We start from the raw sequence: 15,617 nt of genomic DNA, 5'->3' as shown, positions 1-15,617 counted from the left end.
GAATATGAACAAGAAGTTTACGCAACCTGTTTTTATCTATGATGACCAAGAAATTCAATATAAATTTAATGATAACCATCCCTTCAATCAAGATCGCCTTATCATGACGGTTGATCTGCTGCGCAAGTCTGGCGCACTCCAAGGCGGCGCCGTGCTCACTGCCAACCCAGCGACAGACGCCGATCTATTACGGGTGCATGCTGCCCCTTATATCGAGGCTGTGAAAGCGCTAAGCGAGCCGGTGCCTGACGAACGTTGGGTGCGTGAAGCAACCCGATTCGGGTTGGACACGGACGACACCCCCTTCTTCCCTGGGATGCATGACATCACAGCAAAGGTTGTAGGCGGCTCGATCCTGGCCGTAGATCTCGTTATGTCCGGGCAAGCCCCGCACGCTTTGCATTTAGGCGGCGGCCTCCACCACGCCCTGCAGAGCAAGGGCGCGGGCTTCTGCGTCTATAACGACGCATCCGCAGCCATCGCCTATGCCAAAGAGAAGTACGGCGCCAAGGTGCTCTACATCGACACCGACGTGCATCACGGTGATGGCGTGCAGTGGAGCTTCTACGCCGACCCGCAGGTCGGCACGCTCTCCATCCACGAGACGGGGAAATATTTATTCCCCGGCACCGGCGCTGTGAATGAGCGCGGAGAAGGCGACGCGTTCGGCACGTGCGTGAACATACCGGTGGAGCCATACACCGAGGATGACTCCTGGCTGGAGTGCTTCAGCGAGGTGCTAACCGCGCTGATCGCCCGCTTCCAGCCGGACGTCATTATCTCGCAGCATGGGTGCGACGCCCATGCTTTCGACCCGCTCGCGCATGTGCATTGCTCCATGCGCGTGTACAAAGCTATGCCCGAGCTTATCCATCGACTTGCGCACCAATGGTGCGAAGGTCGGTGGGTCGCGCTCGGGGGGGGCGGGTACGACATCTGGCGTGTCGTACCGCGGGCTTGGAGCCTGCTCTGGCTCGTGATGAGCGAGCAGGCGATCTTGGATCAGCTGGAGGCGGAGCCCCAGCTGAGGCTGCCCCAGGCGTGGCTGGACGCCTGGCAAGGCAAGAGCCCCGTCCCACTCGTGGAGACGTGGCTCGACCCGGTTGAAACGTGGGCGCCGATTCCAAGGCGCCAAGTGATTACCGAGAAAAATCGGCAGACGAAGGAACTCGCGATGATGTATTTGAAATAAGTTTTGATTAGCGTTTAGTGGGAACCTCAAGATTGCTCGTTTGTCCTTCTCCTTCTGTTTAGAAATGCAAAAGTGCAACTTTTTTCTAAGAAATACACGTTTTCAACTAAAATTGATGCAAATAGGCATCAATTTTTGTGTTTTCAGCCCTGTCGAGACATTTTCGCCTCCAAAGGATGCCTTTTTGCATTTATTTAAAACATTTACGTGAATACCCCTGAAAAGGATGCTCTTCTGCACTTTTGCACTTCTGCTTTTGCACTTCTACTCTTTCACCTATGAACCAACATAACTAAGGGGTACGCTCTCTTCTATTTTTAGTAAAAAAAGCTCAGAACCCGCCATTCGGCGATGCTCTGAGCTTTTTATCATGAGAAGCAGCCTTACAGCTGCTTAACCATTTCTTCCACCATTTTATACGAATTCTCCGAAGCAATCACAGTAAACTCCGCGAAATTCACATGCGCAGAGCCATCGGCTTTGTCGGACATGGAACGTAGAACAACGTAAGGAATGCCATTCATCGCACAAACCTGAGCAACCGAAGAACCTTCCATCTCAACACAAACGCCGTTCAATTCTTGATGAAGGCTAGCTACCACTTCTCGGCTTGCAATAAACTGATCGCCAGACAATACCCTGCCCTTCTTCACTTTACCTGCAAACAGTTTCTCGCCTGAAGCTACTGCTAAATCAACGAGCTTGCTGTCCGCCACATAAACGGAATTATCAGCGTAAGGAATAACACCACGTGGGAAGCCAAGTGCCGTCACATCCATATCATGCTGAACACATTCTGTAGAAATAACAAGATCACCAATCTGCAGCTCAGGATCCAACGCCCCTGCAACGCCAGTGAAAATAACAGCTTCTACCCCAAATTGATCAATCAGGATTTGCGTTGTAACCGCAGCATTTACTTTGCCTACACCTGTACGGCATACGACGACATTTTTACCAAAGTACGTTCCTTCTCTGAACGTAATCCCCGCTTTTACAGACTCACGCACATCTGTCATGTGAGCCACGAGCAGCTCAATTTCCTCATTCATCGCCCCGATAAGAGCAATTTTGTTCCACGTCATAATTAGTTTCCTCTCTCTCTTCTTACATGAGAAAACCTCTACCGCGCCTCTTCCATAAAGGAATGACACGATTAGAGGTTTATTTTTCATTTAAGTTTAAGCTTTAACCGAATGACGGTTAATGATTTCGTGCGGCAAAATGACTTGCATATTATCTGTTGACTCTTTATTCATCAACTTTGTTAGAAGTCTCATCGACACAGCACCGATATCATACATCGGTTGCGCTACAGTCGTCAATGTCGGTCTTACCATAGACGCCATGCGGATGTTGTCCACACTAATGACGGCGATATCTTCTGGAACGCGAAGACCATTATCTTGAATCGTATGGATAGCGCCAATCGCCATTTCATCTGTTGCAGAGAAAATCGCGGAAGGTCTTGGTGAAAGCTCCAAGAAATAGTTGACCGCATCCACACTGGATTCGTATCGATAGTTGCCAATTCGCACATACTCATCACGTACTGGAATACCAGCCGTTTCAAGCGCACGCTTGTAGCCTTGGTATCTTGCAAAACCATTCGCAGGATCCTGCAGCGTTCCTGAGATCATCGCAATGTCACGATGCCCAGCAGCGATCAGAACATTCACAGCATCAAATGCAGCCATCTCATGATCGATATCAACGGAAGCCATCACTTGATTCTCATCCTTCGTACCGCAAAGTACAACTGGAACGGATGAAGTACGGAACGCTTGGATATGTTCTTCGGTTACAACACCGCCCATGAAGAGCAGCCCGTCCACTTGTTTTTCAAGTAACGTATTAATAACGCGAATTTCTTTCTCTTTCTTCTTGTCTGCATTACACAAAATAATATTGTAATGATACATATTCGCTATATCTTCAATCCCACGTGCAACTTCAGCAAAGATGGAATTGGAAATATCGGGAATAACAACGCCAACTGTCGTTGTCTTCTTACTTGCCAAACCTCTTGCTACCGCGTTTGGTCGGTAACCCAATCGCTCAATGGCTTCAAAAACCTTCTTACGGGTTTGCGGCTTCACGTTCGGGTTATTGTTTACGACCCGAGATACGGTTGCCATGGATACGCCTGCTTCTCTCGCTACATCATAAATAGTTACGGTCACGGTTGCTCTCTCCACTCCACAAGTATTCTGCGAACCTAGTAGTATATTAAGGTTTATGATACGACAAATTAATCCATCTTGCAATGTAAAATGAAAATGCTTTGAAAAAAATTTCATTTTGTTTTCAAAAGGTTACAAAATAGAATAAAAGCCAACCTTTTCTCAAGATTGGCCGTCCATATTTTAGGTATAAATTGCGCTTTGTGTGATTTGTGATAATCTTTTGCGGATTTCCTCAGCCCATGGCTCATCCCCTAGCGATTGCGCTAGCAGCATGATGTCCAACAGCTCATTGATGCGGTCCTCCACAATTTTCTCCATGGAATCATTCATACGCTCTTTTTCTGTTACTTTCAACAGCAGGAAAGCAACCTCAGAAACTTCATGAAAGAAGAATTGCTGCTTCTCTGGCTTGCTCCCCAACCTACCGATCAGACCGGTAAGCTCAGGCTTCACATGAGGTACGACCTCGCTTCGTCCACAGGCCTCACAGGAATAAATCGGAACATTCTCGATATCTACTTTACTTTGATAAATAACCGTACGCAGACGAAGGTTCATCGTGCGTCCGCACTTACAATACTTTTGCATTCTAACACTCCTTCACTGACAGGCGGCATGTACATGAGTTGCTTGTACTAAGTTATTCTACGATACCTTCAGATTTCCTTCTGAAATACGCATAGTAGTTTTTGCCACCTTTGGAAGCGGAATGTTACTTTTTCTGTTGCTTGCTGAAAGAGATGACCTCATCCACAAAACGCTTGGAAAACGCAGGAAGATCAGGAGGTCTACGCCCAGAAATGATGTTGCGATCAACGACCACTTCTTCATCGACCCATGTTGCGCCAGCATTTTCGATATCGTCACGAATTCCAGGTGTAGACGTCATCGTGTAACCATTTACGATTTTAGCTGAAATCAAAACCCAGCCAGCGTGGCAAATCTGAGCAATAGGCTTCACATCCGCATGAAACTCCTGTGTAAGTCTAAGAACGTCGGCGTAGCGACGAAGCTTGTCAGGTGCCCAGCCTCCTGGCACGTACAGGCCGATATAATCGGAGGATTTTACCTCGTCAAAAGCATAATCTGTCGTGATCGGAACACCATATTTTCCGTGGTAAACGGTTTTGGCTTTAGGTCCAACGATATCTACAGTTGCTCCAGCTTCACGCAAGCGGTAAACCGGGTACCACATTTCCAAATCTTCAAATTCCTCATCAACAAAAGCGAGTACTTTCAGTCCAGCTAATTCCATATCAATTACCTCCTACAATGGATTCCGTTTGTTCTATTTGTTCCGTTTGAGCAAGCAGCTCTAAGATCTCATCACTAGTTCTGCATAATAAAATGCGATCTACTAATGCCTTGCATGTCGCGGCATCACTACTAAGCAACCGATGCTTCACCTGCAGAAGCGTCTGAACGGATATGCTCAGCTCTTCTATGCCCAATCCTAGCCAGATAGGCAGCGCCCGAATATCTCCCGCCATTTCCCCGCAGACGCCAACTGGAATGCCAATACGCTTACCTGCGTCGATCACGAGTTTGAGCATTCGAATAACGGCTGGATGATAGGGATTATATAAGTGCGCGATATTCTCGTTCATTCGATCCACAGCTAATACGTATTGGACGAGATCATTTGTACCAATACTCATGAAATTCACTTCGCTAGCAAGTACATCCGCGATAATAGCCGCAGCTGGAACCTCAATCGTCAGGCCAACCTCAATATTGGCATTAAAAGGCACACCAAGACTACTAAGCTCCATCTTCGCCATTTCCAAATGCGCTTTCGCTTGACGCACTTCTTCAACAGACGTCACCATCGGGTACATTATCTTCACATTGCCATAATGACTAGCTCTTAAGATCGCTCTCAGCTGCGTCATAAATAGATCCGTACGATCCAACGAAATCCGGATGGCTCGATACCCTAAGAACGGGTTATCTTCTTTGGCAAGAGGCATGTAGTCGAGCTTCTTATCTCCGCCAATATCCAGTGTGCGGATCACAATAGGACGCCCTTTAAGCTGCATCGCCGCGTGTCGATAGACCTCGAATTGCTCATCTTCACTAGGTAATGAATCGCGATCCATGTACAGATATTCCGTACGGAACAACCCCACACCGGAAGCGCCATTACGAAGCACTTGGTCAATTTCCATGACGGAATTAATATTCGCATGCAAATTCACAAAGTTCTTATCTAATGTCAATGGAGCTACATCAGCAATCTCTTGCAGGCTTTCTTTGAACTCCAGCCAATTTTTCTTACGAGCCTGATATCGCTCAATTGTCGTCTTGTCCGGGTTAATATACAAAGTGCCTTCTTGCCCATCAATAATGAGGAAATCGCCATTTTGAATCGGACGAAGCAGCTTCCCTTCCAGACCAAGGACATAAGGAACAGACATCGCTCTGGCCATAATCGACACATGCGAGTGCGTACCTCCGAGAATCGTCAGAAGGCCTAGCACATTCGTAGGGTCCAGATGAGCCAGCTGAGATGGTGTAAGCTCCTTCGCCACTAAAATATAAGGATGATCAATAGGAGGCACCGTCGAGCTTGTATCTCCTAATAAATGCTTCAAGAGACGATTACCGACATCTTTGATGTCCAACGCACGTTCTTTCATGTACTCATCATCAATGAGATTGAACATGCCGACAAATTTATCAATGACTTCTTTGACCGCTACTTCTGCGGCTTTGTATTGCAGCTCAATAATACCTTGAATCTCATTCATGAAAATGGGATCTTCCAAAATGGCTAAATGCGCATCGAAAATATACGCTTGCTCTTGCCCAACCACTTCTTTAATCTCTTGCTTAATTAGCTCCAGCTCATCTTTCGAGTGCCGTATACCATCATATAATCGCTCGAATTCATAAGCTAAATCTGTCACATCAATCATTTTCTCGGGGAAATCCCATTCCCATGTGGGGATAACAAATGCCTGCCCCATAGCGATTCCCGCTGATGCACCTACACCTCTAATCATCCGTTCGTCCCCCCATCGGATTTAGTCGGCTTAAGGACTACGGACATAACAGAGCCTTGGCCTTTCTTGACTGGTTTAAACGGAGCAAAACTCCATGATTTCACAATATCAGGATTTGTAATAATCATTGGCGTTGCTAAGGAAGAAGCGAATTTCTTCACTTTGTTATAATTGAATTTCACTAGCATCTGGCCTGCTTCCACACGATCGCCTTCCTTCACCACCGCATTAAAGCACTTCCCTGGTAAGCTGGACGTATCAATTCCGATATGCAGCAGTACTTCAAGACCTTCATCTGTTAAAATCCCCAATGCATGCATCGTAGGGTAAATATGCATGATGGTACCTGCAACCGGTGAAACCAACTCACCTTTTTCAGGAATAAAAGCAACACCGTTACCGACTAGACGCGAAGCAAAGATACGGTCTGGCACTTCTTCGATCGGGATCATACGCCCCTGCATGGGAGAAGTAAACAACACAACATGAATATCCTTGCGTAATACTTTCATGATTTCTTCACGTATAAGCTCTGAAAATGTTCCAAACACGACTTGAACATTGCCTCCTCCAAGACGTATGACGCCTGCTGCTCCTAAGTGTCTTAATGCCGTGATGTCCATCAAACGATCATTGACAAGTGTAAGTCGCAATCTGGTAATACAGGCTTCAATCTTCTTAATATTGTCTTTCCCACCAAGTGCCTGCAAAATTAATGGAGAGCGATAAGGAATGTCTCCTGCCCATTCTTCCAAGGAGGAGCCTTCTTCTCTACCAGGTGTAGGAATTCGAAACTTCTGAATTGCCCAACGGAATAAGAAATAGTAAAGCAAACCATAAACCAAACCAATCGGAATCAACAAGAGGCCGTTGTGCGACAAATGCAAATTGATAATGTAGTCAATTGCCCCTGCCGAGTATGAGAAGCCATGGTGGATATTTAACTCATAAGCAATCCACATCGCAACGCCCGAAAGGATCGCATGGATAATAAACAAATAAGGAGCGACAAATAAAAATGCAAATTCAATCGGCTCTGTCACACCAGTTAAAAAGGAGGCCAATGCAGCTGTTAAGAAAGTCGCCTTAATTTTAGGCTTCAAATCTTCCCTTGCTTCTCCGATGATCGCGAAAGCAATAGCTGGCAAAGCAAACATCATAATCGGGTACAAGCCTGACATATACATGCCAGCTGACGGATCCCCGGCAAAAAAGCGAGGCAAATCACCATATGCGTATTGACCAGACGGTGTCTCGTAAGCTCCTACTTGAAACCAGAAAAAGTTATTCAAAATATGGTGCAAACCGGAAGGAACGAGAAGCCGATGAGCGATACCGTAAATGAATGCACCGAAGCCGCCTAATCCCAGCAAGCCGCTTGAAATTTTACTCATTAATGTTTCAAGATACGGGCCAAGACCGATCATAATATAAGATGCGATCAGTGTGGAGAGCCCCATAACAAGTGGAACCATCCGCGGTCCGCCAAAAAATTGTATGTACTCCGGGAGTTTAATCTCCTTACAGCGATGATAGATAATTGCGGCCAGTAAGCCAATCAATATCCCGCCAGAAACGCCTAATTGAAATTGCGGGCCAAGCTCATGCTCAATCAGACGGGTAAACATGAAGTACCCTAACATGGCAGATAAACCAGCTATTCCAGCACTTTCCGTTAAGCCCAATGCCACACCAACTGCGAAGATGATCGGTATATAATCAAAAACTGTATTTCCAGCCAATGACAGCATATCCCCAAAACTTGAAGCATGTATGACATCCCAAGGTAAATCCCCGAGACAAAGCAGCACAGCAGCGATAGGAAGCGCTATGGTAGGCAGCATTAAGGAGCGGCCAAGCTGTTGTAAATTCCCCATCCAGTTCAAAAGAATGCTACCTCCTTAAAGTTTTCGTTAGAAAACTGACTTCGTAAGCATCTACTTTAGCAAATTCGAAGAGTATCTCCTTCATCATCATAAGATTCTCTTCTCAAATCGTAAAGCTTGTTTGTTCTTTTGTCAAAAAAAATACGCATATTACCCATTCCAACAGAGTTATTCGACATTCTATACGTAAAAGTTGACTAAGTACCTATAAAGCTGTCATACTTTACCTGTACCCCATTTCATGACCTTAGGAGGAAATACGTTATGTCTTATGATGTTATTATTATTGGCGCTGGGCCGACAGGTGCAAGCGCAGCTCTCTTCACTGCAAAGGCTGGCAAGAAGACGCTAGTTATCGACAATGAACAAAGCGTTACGAAGCGTGCTTGGATCGAAAATCACTACGGTGTTGACGCTATTGGCGGACCTGATTTAGTTGAAATTGGTAAAAAGCAAGCAGCTAAATTTGGCACAGAATTCGTCCAAGGCAAAGCAACTGGGCTTGTCAAAAGTGAGGATGGCTTCCAAGTTTCCACTGAAAATGGTACATATACGGGGAAACATGTCATTCTAGCAACAGGCTTGTCCGTTGAGCTTGCAGAAGCTGCTGGCATCGCAACTAAAGCAGGAACAGAGCCGCGTATCAAATCGATTGTTGACTGCGACGCACAAGGCAATACAAGCCTGAAAGGTGTCTGGGCAGCCGGCACAACCGCTGGAGTCAGCATGCATACCATTATCACAGCTGGCGATGGCGCCAAGGTCGCGATCAATATCATTAGTGAGTTGAATGGTGAGCGTTATGTGGATCACGATGTTTTGAAAGCTTAACATACACAGTATGAGAAAACCGCTAGTCGATCTCCTGTAGAGGCCTTCGACTAGCGGTTTTATTTGATTCCAATGATTTTCGTTCGTTAGTTGTTACGTGGATTTAGAATCGCATCTTCCACTTTAATGCATCGGTCCATAATAACCTCTAAGCCCGCTTCACTGGCAATGCGTCCAGCCTCTTCATTCACGATATCAAGCTGCAGCCAGAATACTTTCGCTCCAACTTTAACTGCTTCCTCAGCAACAGGTACAACTTGATCGGCACGTCGAAACACGTTTACGATATCGATCGGCTCCGGGATGTCAGATAAAGACGCATAGCATTTCTCGCCTAGAATTTCATCGGCATTCGGGTTAACAGGAATAATGCGGTATCCACGGCTTTGCATAGCTGCAGAAACCATATACGAAGTGCGATCTGGTTTATCGGATAAACCAACTACAGCAATATTTCCGGCACTAGCCAGCAATTCCTTGATGTGTTCCCTGGACGGATTTTCAAATGACATCGCGATCACTCTCCTATTTATTCAAGTAGGTTAGACCTTGTTGGCCCATCGCTTTCCAACTCTCAACAAACTGGGCTTTGCTCACTTGCACTTGCTTTTTCCCGCTCAATGGATCATTTAAGTAGACATTTGTTTCATCAAAGCCAACAAGAACAACTGCATGCTCGGAATAGGTCGTCTTAAGCGGACCAATAGGTGTATCCCAAGTCACCCATTTGTATGGCAGATTGTAATCAATCGTCGTCCATACAATGACAGGGATGCCACGCGCTACTTGCTGCTCGTACAGCTCGAATGCCTCACCTGTGATACTAATGGCTTGAGGAATGTAGTTCTTCAGAAGAGGAAACAGTCCAGCTGAATAAATACCGAAGCCTCTTTGCTTACGGGTAACATCACCTACAAAGCCTGTATTCGGATTCCCCCAATACCCGATAGATCCGTCTGCATTAAGTGATGCCGGTGTGCTGTCTCTAGGCATTTCTGCTACTAGCTCCATCTTCGTTTTGTTCACGCCGTAGAATTGCAGCAGCATCGTGAGGCTTGTCACCTCACAGCCTGCAGGCAACTCCGGCAGCTGACCGACGATGGGGACATCCAGCATAGCTGATTTTAAGGGTGCTTGAGCAGGTGTAGGTGTCGGCTTTAAAGCGGTCTTCGGCGTTGCAACGGGTTTATCAACTACTGAGGCTAATGGACCAGACGCGAATAAGGCTGGCTCTTTCCCTGTTGCCTTCGCATACAGCAAGACAGCAAATACGCTGCTCGCAAATGTAAGACCTGCTACGAGAAATAATCCAAACGTCACCTTCAATCCTTGCCAAATAATCCTCATGCTGACTCACCCATTCATTGTAATTGTGATTCTAAGACTCGTTCACAAGCTCAACCTGAGCGCCGATCGAACGCAGGTGGTCGAAATATTGTGGATACGACTTGGCCACATGATGGGCATCCCGAATCGTTAACCCCTTCTCGGAGCGTAGACCAACCACAGTCAAGGCCATAATGACGCGATGATCGAAGTGCGCGTTAATTTCGACGCCTCCTTCAACACCTTGCGGTTTGCCATGAACAATAATTTCGCTCTGACGCTCTTCTACATCAGCCCCAGCTTTACGAAGCTCATTCAAATAATCTGTGATACGATCACACTCTTTATACCGCAGGTTCTCAACATTGTAGAAGCGTGAAGTCCCTTCCGCGAACACAGCCGCCGCAACCATCGCAAGAACTGCATCTGTAAAATGATCTCCATCAAATTCACCAGCAACCAGACTTTGATTCCCGCGAACATGTACAACGCCATTGTCATGCGTTAAATTAACGCCCATAGCCTTCAAGACATCCACACAAGCCTTCTCGCCCTGCTTGCTGTTTTCTTCTAAACGAAGTACACGCACATCTGAGTTCGTTACCGCAGCGGCAGCTAGAATAGCTGCCGAGCCTGGGTAATCGCCTTGGATGACGTATTCTTTGGCTTCGTAGGATTGGCGGCCTGGAATTCGGTAGTGCATCAAGTCTTCGCTTGCATGAACGACTATACCTGCCTGAGCCAATACCTCTAGCGTCTGGCCAACAATAATTTTGGATTTTAAATCATGAAGTACTTCGATCTCACTATCCTCTTCAAGTAGAGGTGTCATAAACAACAAGGAGCTTAAGAACTGTGAGCTCACATTACCCGAAACAGTAATTTTACCGCCACGAGGTTGTCCGCCTTTAATAGTTATCGGCAAACGGCCGTTATTATGTTGTACTTCTACACCCATTTGCTGCAAAGTATCAATTAAGTCATCATGCGGACGCTTGCCCAATGATTCTGGATACGTATTTACGAAAGTCACTTCCGGGCAAAAAGCAGCCGTGGACATCAAAAAGCGCAAAACCGCTCCGGCATTGCCAACGTTTAATTCAGACACATGCTTAGGGTTTTTACCAAAGCCTGTGATCACAATTTTCTCATCATCTTCTTCTATAATGGCACCAAGATCACGCACACAGCGTCTCATGGCATCACTATCTTCACTATGCGCTGGATAATAGATGGTGCTTGTCCCATTCGCGAGTGCACCGATAAGTAAGTAGCGCGTTGTGTAGTTTTTGGAGGATAACGCATTAATTTCCCCTTGAAGATGGGAGGTTGGTTTAACGATGGCTTTCATGTCGTTTGATAACTCCTTCGCAAGTAGATTATATGTATATCCGGCATGATGATCATGAGAAGCAACCATCAGTGGGATGATAGAAATCCTAAGATTTATTGACAGTGTACCATACGAAATCTAACTTGGAAACCTACTTCCCTCGCAGATTAACCGTGAAAAAGCTAGGCCATGCAGCACTTCGTTTGACATCCGAGCGTTATATTTCTATCATACTAAGTAGGGAGATTTCTTGCGAAATCACATCTAAATTACATTTATGGAGGCCTATGAATGGATACAATTCTACCATCGGAGATCAAAGCAAGACTCGCACAAGGCGAGAAACTGACGCTGATCGACGTTCGCGAAGATGATGAAGTAGCAGCAGGAATGATTCAAGGTGCTATACATATTCCGTTAGGTCAATTGCCAGAGCGTCTAAGTGAGATTCCTCAAGTTGACGAAGTCATCCTCGTTTGTCGCAGTGGAAATCGCAGCGGACGTGCACTGGGCTATTTAGAAGCAAATGGCTATAAAGGGCTCAAAAACATGACAGGCGGCATGCTGGAGTGGGAAGACTAAGCTGCAAAGCTTGTCTTCTTAATCTAGTGCTTCCCTGCTTGCGCGATAATGCGATCCGCGATTTGCTCCTCCGTTAGATCCGTTGTATCAATGGCATAATGAGCGAAATCATAAGCATGCTTTCTTTGTTCCATTAAGGTATGCACGCGTTCCTCTAGATTGCCTTGCAGCAAAGGCCGATTCGTATCTGCGCTGACTCGCTGGATAATCGTATCCGTTGAGGCGCTCAAGGCGACGACAAAACCGTGCTGTAGCATGCACTCTCGGTTAGCCGCAGCTAGTACCGCACCGCCACCCGTGGCAACAATTTGTCCTTCGCTCTCTAATATACCTGCCAGCGTCTCTGTTTCCAGAGCGCGAAAGTGAGCTTCTCCATGATTCCGAAACAACTCGGAAATACTTGTCTGCTGAACCTCTTCCAACACAGCGTCAGAGTCACAAAAATGCCATCCTAAGCGCTCTGCAAGCTTCTTCCCTACCGTCGACTTCCCTGTTCCCATAAAACCTACGAGTACTATATTTCTGACTGTCACACAAATCCCCTTTTCCCTAATGCTAGTCATACAAACTTTCCCAACATCATACCATAGCCCTTTCAACATGAATACAATCCACTAAAAAATCATATAGTAGTGTGAATAAATTCTAGCACAAACAGTTAAGATTTTAGAGAGACCACGCCGACAAGGAGAGATGGAGCTTTGAACCCTACTGTTTTGAACCAAACTGTCGCCTTTACGAATCGCACACAACGCAAATTGGAGCAGATTTTGCACCCGAGCTATACGCTATGCAAAGAGGATGTCATTTGGATTCTAGAGTTTATTAAGAAAAAAGTGGCTGAAGAAGACCCGATGATGCTAGGTCTCACTCAACCACGATTATTAAGAAATTTCCGATATTTCGCCGAAGTGTCTCTCATGCTCATTCACCGTCGTAACGGCTTCGATCAAGAAGCGGATCGTCTGAAGATGTGGCTTAGAGAAGCAGCTTACGGCTTACAAGAAGAGGTTTAATCCTACTCCTATTCGTTACCCATCCAGTTGAAGTGGAAGGAACCTTCTTTGTCCACACGTTGGAACGTATGTGCTCCGAAGTAGTCACGTTGTGCTTGCAACAAGTTAGCCGGCAGTCTTTCTGTACGGTAGCTGTCATAGTAAGCAAGTGCGGATGCGAAGGAAGGAACTGCGATACCGCGAGCAACCGCTTCTGCAACCACTTGTCTCCATGAACCTTGGTAGTTGTGCACGACGTCTGTGAAGTAAGAATCAAGCAACAGGTTTTTCAATTCCGGATTGCGATCGTACGCATCCTTGATGTTTTGAAGGAAACGAGCACGGATGATACAGCCGCCACGGAAGATCATCGCGATGCTGCCGTATTTCAGATCCCATTTATATTCTTCAGAAGCTGCTCTCATTTGAGCAAAGCCTTGTGCATATGAACAAATTTTGCTTGCGTAAAGAGCTTGACGAACAGCCTCGATAAACGCTTTGCGATCCCCTGTAAATGCTGGTGCATCAGGTCCTTTGAGCACTTTGCTTGCTGCTACGCGTTCTTCCTTCATCGCGGAGATGAAACGGGAGAATACGGATTCTGTGATAATGGAAAGCGGCACGCCAAGGTCCAGAGCACTTTGACTGGTCCATTTTCCTGTTCCCTTTTGTCCTGCAGAATCCAGAATCACGTCAACCATTGGTTTGCCTGTTTCAGCATCATATTTCGTGAAGATATCACGCGTGATCTCGATCAGGTAGCTATCCAGCTCCCCATTATTCCACTCTGTGAAAATCTCGTGAAGCTCTTCTGTACTAACGTTAAGTACATCTTTCAGCAATTGGTAAGCTTCGCAAATCAACTGCATGTCACCGTACTCGATACCGTTGTGCACCATTTTTACATAGTGGCCAGCGCCATCTGGTCCGATATACGTACAGCAAGCATCTTCGCCAACTTTAGCAGAAATCGCTGTAAGGATTGGCTCTACCAATTTATACGCGTCTTCTTGTCCGCCTGGCATAATTGCAGGCCCTTTAAGCGCGCCTTCTTCACCGCCGGAAACACCAGTTCCAACGAAACGAATGCCGTGTGCTTCTAGCTCTTTATTGCGACGTTGTGTGTCAGGGAAGAATGCATTTCCGCCATCGATCAAAATATCGCCTTTATCCAAATGCGGAAGCAATTGGTTAATTGTATCGTCTGTTGGTCCGCCTGCTTTGACCATGATCAAAATTTTGCGAGGTACTTCTAGGGATTGTACGAATTCCTCAACACTATATGTACCTACAAGTTGTTTGCCTGGCGCTTCATGAAGAAGCTCGTTTGTTTTCTCTGCAGAACGGTTGAATACAGATACCGTAAAGCCTCTGCTCTCGATGTTCAATGCTAAGTTTTTCCCCATTACCGCTAAACCTACAACACCTATTTGTTGCTTAGACATGTCTCTCATACACCCTTCCGATATATAAAATTGTTAAATCGTCATCGCGCCAAAACCGCCATCTACTCGCAAAACAGTTCCCGTTACAAAGCTCGAAGCTTTCTCTGAAGCCAGGTATACCGCAGCACCTTGAAGCTCGGCAGCTTCACCAAATCGATTCATTGGCGTATGACGCATAATGGATTCGATTCGTTCTGGCGACAAAATCTTGCGATTCTGCTCTGCTGGGAAAAAGCCAGGAATAATTGCGTTCACACGCACGCGACTCGGAGCGAACTCACGAGCTAAGTTCTGTGTAATATTATTCACAGCTGCTTTAGAAGCGGAGTAAGTGAATACACGAGAAAGTGGTGGGTCAGAGGAAACGGATGAAATATTAATGATGCTTCCGCCTTCACCTCGTTCAACCATGTATTTCCCGAACACTTGGCAGGCTAACACGACGCTTTTCAAATTTACCTCCATAATAGAATCCCATTCTTCCATGGAAATGTCAAAGAAAGGCGTTGCACTATTTTTACCTGGACAATTCATAAGAATATCCGCACTGCCTGACCAAGCGATAACTTCCTTAAGGACTTGCTCTAAATCCTCACGTTTGGTTGCATCCGCTTGGAAGGTCTGTGCTTCGCCGCCGATTGCCGCAATGCTCTCGCGAACCTGCTCGCTTTTCTCTTGATTACGTCCAACGATCGCAACTTTAGCGCCGTGACCAGCCAAGGCTAATGCCATGGAGCCACCAAGTGTACTGTTACCGCCAATAATTACTGCTGTTTTCCCAGAAAGATCGAATAAGTTCATTGTCGTCATCCTCTCAATTAATGTTGCTTGGTAAA

The 15,617-nt window shown here is 46.1% G+C and carries 16 protein-coding genes; 4 read left to right on the top strand and 12 right to left on the bottom strand.

The window, feature by feature from the left end:
* Nucleotides 1–4 precede the first annotated feature (4 nt).
* Nucleotides 5–1,192 (top strand): acetoin utilization protein AcuC, encoded by a 1,188-nt coding sequence (locus AC58UX_RS18530; protein WP_497255346.1) that lies wholly within the window; start codon nucleotides 5–7, stop codon nucleotides 1,190–1,192.
* 383 nt (nucleotides 1,193–1,575) lie between these two features.
* Here AC58UX_RS18530 and AC58UX_RS18525 read toward each other — a convergent pair whose 3' ends face one another.
* The 6 genes from AC58UX_RS18525 to AC58UX_RS18500 all read right to left on the bottom strand — a co-directional run bounded on the left by AC58UX_RS18525 (nucleotide 1,576) and on the right by AC58UX_RS18500 (nucleotide 8,269).
* Entirely contained in the window at nucleotides 1,576–2,277 is a 702-nt protein-coding gene (locus AC58UX_RS18525; RefSeq protein ID WP_497255344.1) for a 5'-methylthioadenosine/adenosylhomocysteine nucleosidase, read from the bottom strand.
* 96 nt (nucleotides 2,278–2,373) lie between these two features.
* Nucleotides 2,374–3,375, bottom strand: coding sequence for a catabolite control protein A (gene ccpA / locus AC58UX_RS18520; protein ID WP_497255342.1), 1,002 nt, complete (start codon nucleotides 3,373–3,375; stop codon nucleotides 2,374–2,376).
* Between the two features lie 183 nt (nucleotides 3,376–3,558).
* A complete protein-coding gene (locus AC58UX_RS18515) occupies nucleotides 3,559–3,966 on the bottom strand; it encodes a hypothetical protein (RefSeq protein WP_497255340.1) in 408 nt (135 codons plus the stop codon).
* Between the two features lie 124 nt (nucleotides 3,967–4,090).
* Entirely contained in the window at nucleotides 4,091–4,633 is a 543-nt protein-coding gene (locus AC58UX_RS18510; protein ID WP_497255338.1) for a type 1 glutamine amidotransferase domain-containing protein, read from the bottom strand.
* Nucleotide 4,634: 1 nt separating this feature from the next.
* A complete protein-coding gene (gene ptsP, locus AC58UX_RS18505; RefSeq protein ID WP_497255336.1) occupies nucleotides 4,635–6,383 on the bottom strand; it encodes a phosphoenolpyruvate--protein phosphotransferase in 1,749 nt (582 codons plus the stop codon).
* Complete coding sequence (locus AC58UX_RS18500) at nucleotides 6,380–8,269, bottom strand: glucose PTS transporter subunit IIA (protein ID WP_497255334.1); 1,890 nt, start codon at nucleotides 8,267–8,269, stop codon at nucleotides 6,380–6,382. Before AC58UX_RS18500 ends, ptsP begins: the two co-directional genes overlap by 4 nt.
* Before the next feature lie 264 nt (nucleotides 8,270–8,533).
* Here AC58UX_RS18500 and AC58UX_RS18495 point away from each other — a divergent pair, with 264 nt between their 5' ends.
* Nucleotides 8,534–9,100, top strand: coding sequence for an NAD(P)/FAD-dependent oxidoreductase (locus AC58UX_RS18495; protein WP_497255332.1), 567 nt, complete (start codon nucleotides 8,534–8,536; stop codon nucleotides 9,098–9,100).
* A gap of 86 nt (nucleotides 9,101–9,186) precedes the next feature.
* Here AC58UX_RS18495 and AC58UX_RS18490 read toward each other — a convergent pair whose 3' ends face one another.
* From AC58UX_RS18490 to aroA, 3 genes are read right to left on the bottom strand one after another with little or no spacing between them, the layout of a single operon-like run.
* Nucleotides 9,187–9,612, bottom strand: a complete 426-nt coding sequence (locus tag AC58UX_RS18490; RefSeq protein ID WP_497255330.1) for a CoA-binding protein — start codon at nucleotides 9,610–9,612, stop codon at nucleotides 9,187–9,189.
* A gap of 13 nt (nucleotides 9,613–9,625) precedes the next feature.
* Entirely contained in the window at nucleotides 9,626–10,447 is an 822-nt protein-coding gene (locus AC58UX_RS18485) for a C39 family peptidase (RefSeq protein WP_497255328.1), read from the bottom strand.
* 31 nt (nucleotides 10,448–10,478) lie between these two features.
* Complete coding sequence (gene aroA / locus AC58UX_RS18480; protein ID WP_497255326.1) at nucleotides 10,479–11,777, bottom strand: 3-phosphoshikimate 1-carboxyvinyltransferase; 1,299 nt, start codon at nucleotides 11,775–11,777, stop codon at nucleotides 10,479–10,481.
* Nucleotides 11,778–12,050: 273 nt separating this feature from the next.
* Here aroA and AC58UX_RS18475 point away from each other — a divergent pair, with 273 nt between their 5' ends.
* Nucleotides 12,051–12,341, top strand: a complete 291-nt coding sequence (locus AC58UX_RS18475; protein WP_497255324.1) for a rhodanese-like domain-containing protein — start codon at nucleotides 12,051–12,053, stop codon at nucleotides 12,339–12,341.
* A 23-nt stretch (nucleotides 12,342–12,364) separates the two neighbouring features.
* On the opposite strand, the gene AC58UX_RS18470 is transcribed toward AC58UX_RS18475, so the two are convergent.
* Nucleotides 12,365–12,874, bottom strand: a complete 510-nt coding sequence (locus tag AC58UX_RS18470) for a shikimate kinase (RefSeq protein ID WP_497255322.1) — start codon at nucleotides 12,872–12,874, stop codon at nucleotides 12,365–12,367.
* Nucleotides 12,875–13,042: 168 nt separating this feature from the next.
* Here AC58UX_RS18470 and AC58UX_RS18465 point away from each other — a divergent pair, with 168 nt between their 5' ends.
* A complete protein-coding gene (locus AC58UX_RS18465; protein WP_497255320.1) occupies nucleotides 13,043–13,357 on the top strand; it encodes a hypothetical protein in 315 nt (104 codons plus the stop codon).
* 8 nt (nucleotides 13,358–13,365) lie between these two features.
* Here AC58UX_RS18465 and gnd read toward each other — a convergent pair whose 3' ends face one another.
* On the bottom strand, nucleotides 13,366–14,781 hold the full coding sequence (gene gnd, locus AC58UX_RS18460; RefSeq protein ID WP_497255318.1) for an NADP-dependent phosphogluconate dehydrogenase: 1,416 nt from the start codon (nucleotides 14,779–14,781) through the stop codon (nucleotides 13,366–13,368).
* A gap of 33 nt (nucleotides 14,782–14,814) precedes the next feature.
* On the bottom strand, nucleotides 14,815–15,582 hold the full coding sequence (locus tag AC58UX_RS18455) for an SDR family oxidoreductase (RefSeq protein WP_497255316.1): 768 nt from the start codon (nucleotides 15,580–15,582) through the stop codon (nucleotides 14,815–14,817).
* Between the last annotated feature and the right edge of the window lie 35 nt (nucleotides 15,583–15,617).

The sequence above is a fragment of the Paenibacillus sp. J22P90 genome (genome assembly GCF_059692195.1).
This window is presented reverse-complemented; position numbering and strand designations above follow the sequence as displayed.

What these genes read in the sequence shown, in the direction of transcription:
- AC58UX_RS18530 (WP_497255346.1), top strand. Translation starts at nt 5, where the DNA reads ATGAACAAGAAGTTTACGCAACCTGTTTTTATCTATGATGACCAAGAA.
- AC58UX_RS18525 (WP_497255344.1), bottom strand. Translation starts at nt 2,277, where the DNA reads ATGACGTGGAACAAAATTGCTCTTATCGGGGCGATGAATGAGGAAATT.
- AC58UX_RS18515 (WP_497255340.1), bottom strand. Translation starts at nt 3,966, where the DNA reads ATGCAAAAGTATTGTAAGTGCGGACGCACGATGAACCTTCGTCTGCGT.
- AC58UX_RS18510 (WP_497255338.1), bottom strand. Translation starts at nt 4,633, where the DNA reads ATGGAATTAGCTGGACTGAAAGTACTCGCTTTTGTTGATGAGGAATTT.
- ptsP (WP_497255336.1), bottom strand. Translation starts at nt 6,383, where the DNA reads ATGATTAGAGGTGTAGGTGCATCAGCGGGAATCGCTATGGGGCAGGCA.
- AC58UX_RS18495 (WP_497255332.1), top strand. Translation starts at nt 8,534, where the DNA reads ATGTCTTATGATGTTATTATTATTGGCGCTGGGCCGACAGGTGCAAGC.
- AC58UX_RS18490 (WP_497255330.1), bottom strand. Translation starts at nt 9,612, where the DNA reads ATGTCATTTGAAAATCCGTCCAGGGAACACATCAAGGAATTGCTGGCT.
- AC58UX_RS18485 (WP_497255328.1), bottom strand. Translation starts at nt 10,447, where the DNA reads ATGAGGATTATTTGGCAAGGATTGAAGGTGACGTTTGGATTATTTCTC.
- aroA (WP_497255326.1), bottom strand. Translation starts at nt 11,777, where the DNA reads ATGAAAGCCATCGTTAAACCAACCTCCCATCTTCAAGGGGAAATTAAT.
- AC58UX_RS18475 (WP_497255324.1), top strand. Translation starts at nt 12,051, where the DNA reads ATGGATACAATTCTACCATCGGAGATCAAAGCAAGACTCGCACAAGGC.
- gnd (WP_497255318.1), bottom strand. Translation starts at nt 14,781, where the DNA reads ATGTCTAAGCAACAAATAGGTGTTGTAGGTTTAGCGGTAATGGGGAAA.
- AC58UX_RS18455 (WP_497255316.1), bottom strand. Translation starts at nt 15,582, where the DNA reads ATGAACTTATTCGATCTTTCTGGGAAAACAGCAGTAATTATTGGCGGT.